This window comes from Chromobacterium sinusclupearum (assembly GCF_002902845.1).
GTDB classification, from domain to species: Bacteria; Pseudomonadota; Gammaproteobacteria; order Burkholderiales; family Chromobacteriaceae; genus Chromobacterium; species Chromobacterium sinusclupearum.
Map to the genome: position 1 here is coordinate 1 of NZ_PPTF01000086.1, position 207 is coordinate 207.

A 207-nucleotide genomic window follows, 5' to 3' on the forward strand; every position below is an offset into this window, starting at 1 on the left:
GGCGTCACACCGTATACGTCCACTTTCGTGTTGGCACAGTGCTGTGTTTTTGTTAAACAGTCGCAGCCACCGATTCTCTGCGACCTGTCATAGCTTCGACCGCAAGGGTCTACACCACAACAGGCATACCTTCTCCCGAAGTTACGGTATCAATTTGCCGAGTTCCTTCTCCTGAGTTCTCTCAAGCGCCTTAGAATTCTCATCCTG

Annotated in this window: 1 rRNA gene; it reads right to left on the reverse strand. The window is 50.7% G+C overall.

Going from position 1 to position 207, the window contains the following annotated elements:
• A 23S ribosomal RNA gene (locus tag C2134_RS19250) occupies window positions 1–207 on the reverse strand; the annotation flags it as partial.